Here is a 977-nt window from a genome sequence, read left to right as displayed (position 1 = left end):
CGCCCAACGCCTTTACATTGGCCTGAAAACGAGGATCCTTAACGTTCTGATATCGACTCGTAGCGTTATTGATCGCTTCATTCTGTGCCGCCAACCCTGCCGAATTGACGTCAGCACCCAGAAGCGCGCCCGCAGCCCCGCCTACAAGCGTTGCCAGACCGACGGTAACCGCCAGCCGAATTTTGTCGTCACTGTAGTTGAGTACTGGGCTATCGGCATAGACAACATCCCGAATCAACGGCGCCGCAATAGCRCYCGCCGCSCCGCCGATCGCGCCTCCTGCACAATCACCACCTGTAAGGCCCTGCGCAGCACACCCCACCAGCGCATGTCCCAACACATTGGTCAGGATCGTCGAGGAGTCCGAGCCCGGCATGCCAATACCCGGCGCGCTTACTCCCACGGCGTTGGCCCCAACTGCTGCCGCATCCCTTACCAGCCCACCCACGAACGCCTGCCCAAAGCTTCCGCCATAGGCCACGGTGTTCACGCCCGCGCTGATCGCCGAGCGGACTACGCTTGCTTCGACATAACTCCCCAGGTTCGCCTGCACCGCAGCCCAGTCGCCCTTGGCGATGTTGTCGCCAAAGCTTGTCACCCCGGGAGAGCTGAGGTCCAAAGCTCCCATCGCGCCTTGGGTCAGCCCGGCCGTTAGGCCGGATACCGCGCCCGCTTTCAGCGCGGCGCCGAGGTTGAGCGAGCCCGTGGTAATGACCTGCGTCACCATGCTGGACAACGTACCGGCAACCAAGCCGGAGATCGCCGCCGATAGCGCGACGCCCATCACGGAACCGGCAAACGTCGCACCAAATGCCGCTGTGACAACAACCGCCCCCGCCCCAGCCGTAACAATCGAGATCGCCACCGCCGCGACCATCGCCACAATCTGGCCGATGATGCCGAAGCCCTTCTTTTCCTTGATAAACCGGGTGTGGATGTCGTCCTGGAGCGTGTCCTCGGTGTAGTTCAGCCCGAGG

Annotated in this window: 1 protein-coding gene; it reads right to left on the bottom strand. The window is 62.5% G+C overall.

Going from position 1 to position 977, the window contains the following annotated elements; genetic code table 11:
* Nucleotides 1–977, bottom strand: a 977-nt coding sequence (locus AC1EJR_RS27295; RefSeq protein ID WP_477147857.1) for a DUF637 domain-containing protein, incomplete at both ends; no start/stop codon positions are given.

It is taken from the genome of Cupriavidus sp. 05T42, assembly GCF_056396345.1.
Note: the sequence above shows the minus strand (reverse complement) of the source record. Positions and strands in the feature narration are given on the sequence as shown.